The organism is uncultured Clostridium sp. (assembly GCF_937920395.1).
GTDB lineage: Bacteria > Bacillota > Clostridia > Clostridiales > Clostridiaceae > Clostridium_AD.
The window spans coordinates 1-3,555 of the sequence record NZ_CALEVF010000349.1; the positions used below are offsets into that span (position 1 = coordinate 1).

6 protein-coding genes are annotated in these 3,555 nt (G+C 28.4%); all 6 read left to right on the top strand.

Features of this window, described 5'->3' with window-relative positions:
• The coding region (locus Q0649_RS20750; RefSeq protein WP_298846351.1) for a polysaccharide biosynthesis C-terminal domain-containing protein at nt 1-576 on the top strand (576 nt) is incomplete at its 5' end.
• 18 nt (nt 577-594) lie between these two features.
• The gene (gene mazG / locus Q0649_RS20755; RefSeq protein WP_298846353.1) at nt 595-2,040 is read left to right on the top strand and encodes a nucleoside triphosphate pyrophosphohydrolase; all 1,446 of its coding nucleotides are present in this window, start codon (nt 595-597) and stop codon (nt 2,038-2,040) included.
• Nucleotides 2,041-2,136: 96 nt separating this feature from the next.
• Nucleotides 2,137-2,412, top strand: coding sequence for an HU family DNA-binding protein (locus Q0649_RS20760; RefSeq protein WP_216124296.1), 276 nt, complete (start codon nt 2,137-2,139; stop codon nt 2,410-2,412).
• Between the two features lie 108 nt (nt 2,413-2,520).
• Nucleotides 2,521-2,781, top strand: coding sequence for an RNA-binding S4 domain-containing protein (locus Q0649_RS20765; RefSeq protein WP_298846357.1), 261 nt, complete (start codon nt 2,521-2,523; stop codon nt 2,779-2,781).
• A 145-nt stretch (nt 2,782-2,926) separates the two neighbouring features.
• The gene (gene yabP / locus Q0649_RS20770; protein WP_298846358.1) at nt 2,927-3,220 is read left to right on the top strand and encodes a sporulation protein YabP; all 294 of its coding nucleotides are present in this window, start codon (nt 2,927-2,929) and stop codon (nt 3,218-3,220) included.
• Nucleotides 3,221-3,227: 7 nt separating this feature from the next.
• Nucleotides 3,228-3,555, top strand: a 328-nt coding sequence (gene yabQ, locus Q0649_RS20775; RefSeq protein ID WP_298846359.1) for a spore cortex biosynthesis protein YabQ, incomplete at its 3' end; no start/stop codon positions are given.

The window sequence follows — 3,555 nt, forward strand, 5'->3', positions numbered from 1 at the left end:
TCTAATGTTATATCATTGCCATCTTGTTTAGGAATGTTTTTTATGGCATATCCTATAATGCATTTGGTTTTTTTGAGAGATGCAGCAGGATATGAAATACTCAAATATATTTCAATATGTATTCCGTTTATAATATTAACACAAACGAGTACAGCGATACTACAAAGCATAGGCGATTATATGAAGCCTGTATATAATTTGGCTTTAGGATGCAGCGTAAAGGTTATTGTGACATATGTGTTGGTTTCAGTTTCATTCATGAATATTTACGGGGCAGTTGTAGGCACAATTTTAGGCTATATAACAAGTTGCTTATTAAATATGCACGATTTAAAGAAAAGTTTAAATATAAAATTTAATAAGGTAGAGGCTTTTGTTAAACCAGCTATTGCTGCTATTATAATGATTGTTGCAGTTGTATTTAGTGATGCTATTGTCTATAATTATACAATGAGTGGAGGATTATCCTGTCTAATATCCATATTAATAGGAGTTATTGTTTACTTAATATTTATATTTTTACTTAGAGTATTTGAGTATCAAGAAGTTAAGAATAAATTTCTGAGTAAAAAATAAAAAAAGGAGTGGAAGCTAATGATTAAAGTTGTGGGACTTGGGCCAGGGTCGATAGAGTCACTAACTATAGGGACCATTGAAATTCTTAAAAATAGTAAAAATATTTATTTAAGAACAGAAAAACATCCTACGGTAGATTACTTAAAAACATTGGGTATTGAATTTGAGACTTATGATAATAGATATGAAGAAAATAATAATTTTGATGATGTATACAGGTCTATTGCAGAAGATCTAATTGACAAGCATAAATTATATGGAGAAATTATTTATGGAGTTCCAGGCCATCCGCTTGTCGCAGAAACTTCTGTTAAGCTTTTAATAGAGTTATGTGAAAAAAATAAAATTGAAATAGAAATTTTTCCAGCTGTTAGTTTTATAGATGCAGTTATTCAAAGTTTGAAATTAGATCCTATTGAAGGACTGAAAATTATAGATGCCTTTGATATAGAAAATCAAGTATTAGATAAAAGAGTAGGATTATTAATAACTCAAGTATATAGTCTTTCTATAGCATCAGACGTAAAACTTGCCTTGCTTGAGTATTATGATGCTGAGATGGAAATTTATTTTGTTCGTGCAGCAGGCATAAAAGATCTCGAAAGTATTAGAAAAATCAACTTATATGAGTTGGATAGACAAAAGGATATTGATTATTTAACCTCGATATACATACCAAAAAATACAGATGCTACAAAAGATTTTTATGATTTAATTAAAGTTGTGGATACGCTTAGAGATGAAAATGGATGTGAATGGGACAGGCAACAGACTCACGAAACTTTGAAAAAATGTCTTATTGAAGAATGTTATGAAGTTTTAGAAGCTATTGATCAAAAAGATGAAGATAACATTATTGAGGAACTGGGAGATGTATTATTGCAAGTAATCTTCCATGCCAAAATAGGGAAAGAAGAAGGATATTTTAACATAAATGATGTTATTCGTGGTATAACAAATAAGATGATAAATAGACATCCGCATATATTTAAAAGCTTAGAAAGCAAGACAATTAAGCAAGGTTTAGAAAGTTGGGAAAATATTAAGAGCAAGGAAAAACCGTTTAATAGTTATACAGATCAACTAAAGCATATTCCAAAAGATCTTCCGGGTTTAATGAAGGCAGATAAAGTCCAACAAAAAGCGTCGAAAATAGGCTTTGATTTTGAATGTGTTGAAGATGCGATGGAAAAGGTGATCGAGGAATTAAGAGAAGTAAAAGATGTATATAAAGGCGATAATAGGGCAAAAATACTAGAAGAAGTGGGAGATTTGGTATTTTCTACAGTAAATATCGCTAGACTACTTGACATAGACCCTGAATTTGCAGTAAATTATAGTATAGATAAATTTATTAATCGCTTTAGGTACATAGAAGAAAATGCAAGGAGTAAAGGTGTGGATTTAAAACACATGTCACTTGCAGATATGGACGAATTATGGAATAAATCTAAAAGCTTATAAATTTATTTGTAAAATAAAAATGGTCAAAAAGAAGGAAATTCAAAATTAGTGAAGAATATGCTTTAATAGTATATTTATAACAAGGAGGTAACAAAAGTGAATAAGTCAGAATTAATAACAAGTATTGCAGAAAAATCTAATTTAACAAAAAAAGATGCGGAAGCAGCTCTAAAAGGAATTATAGAAAGCATTGAGGAAACATTAGAAAAAGGTGAAAAAGTTCAATTGGTTGGATTCGGAACTTTTGAAACAAGAGCTAGAGCAGCTAGAATGGGTAGAAACCCAAGAACAAAGGAAGAAATTCAAATTGCAGCTTCAACAGTTCCAGTATTTAAAGCTGGTAAAGAATTTAAAGACATAGTAAATAAATAATTTTACTATTATGTAAAAAACCTGGATGTATATCTAGGTTTTTTATTTTAGAAACTTTGATTTATAAATTCTTATAATGTTAAAAAACATTAAAAAGGGGAAGTATAAATGAGATTAGATAAATATTTGAAAGTTTCAAGAATTATAAAAAGAAGAACAATCGCAAAAGAAGCTTGCGGAAGTGGTAGAGTATCTATAAATGATAAAGTGGCTAAAGCAGGTACTGTTGTATCAGAAGGTGATACTATAGAAATTAAATTTGCAAATCAAATTTTAAGAGCTAAAATTATAAATATTTCAGAACATGTTACAAAAGAAAGTGCAAAAGAAATGTATGAGATGATTTCAGGTAAAGAAGAAAAAGAATAAATGTTATTAAATATAATTCTTAATTAAGCTTAATTAGCATATATATTTTATAAGAATATAATAATATGTAGTTAATTAAGAATTGAGAATAGGATTAGCTTCTTAGTTCCCGATTTTTAATGGTAAAATTAATAAGGAGGGTATTATGGAGGCAAGAAAAGAAACAAAAATAGAAGATAAGAAAAGTAATTTAATGCTTGAAAATAGAAAAAAATTAACTATTAATGGTGTTATAGAGGTTATAAACTTTAATGAAAATCAGATATTATTAAACACGGATGTTGGAACAATGTTGGTAAAAGGACAAGGATTAAAGATGAATAAGTTAGACGTGCAAAATGGGGATGTTATAATAACTGGGAAAGTGGATTCGTTTGTATATACTAGCGAGAAAAGCAAAGTTAAAAAAGACAGCGTAATAGCAAGATTGTTTAGGTAGACGAGTTATGATAATTTCAATTGTAGACCAAGTTAAACTTATAATCTTCAGTTTGCTCGCAGGAATAATAACAGGGGTGTTTTTTGATATATATAGATTGATAAGAGGATTTAAAAATCCTAATAAAATCCTAACTATAATACAAGATTTACTATTTTGGACATTAACTTCTATAGTCGTTTTTATATTTTTGATGTATACTAATGAAGGCTACATAAACTTTTATGTATACGTATGTTTAATAATAGGGGTATACTTATATTTAAAACTTATAAGTAGAATATTTATTAAGCTGCAATATAGGTCACTTAAATTTAATGGTAAATTATTTAGAG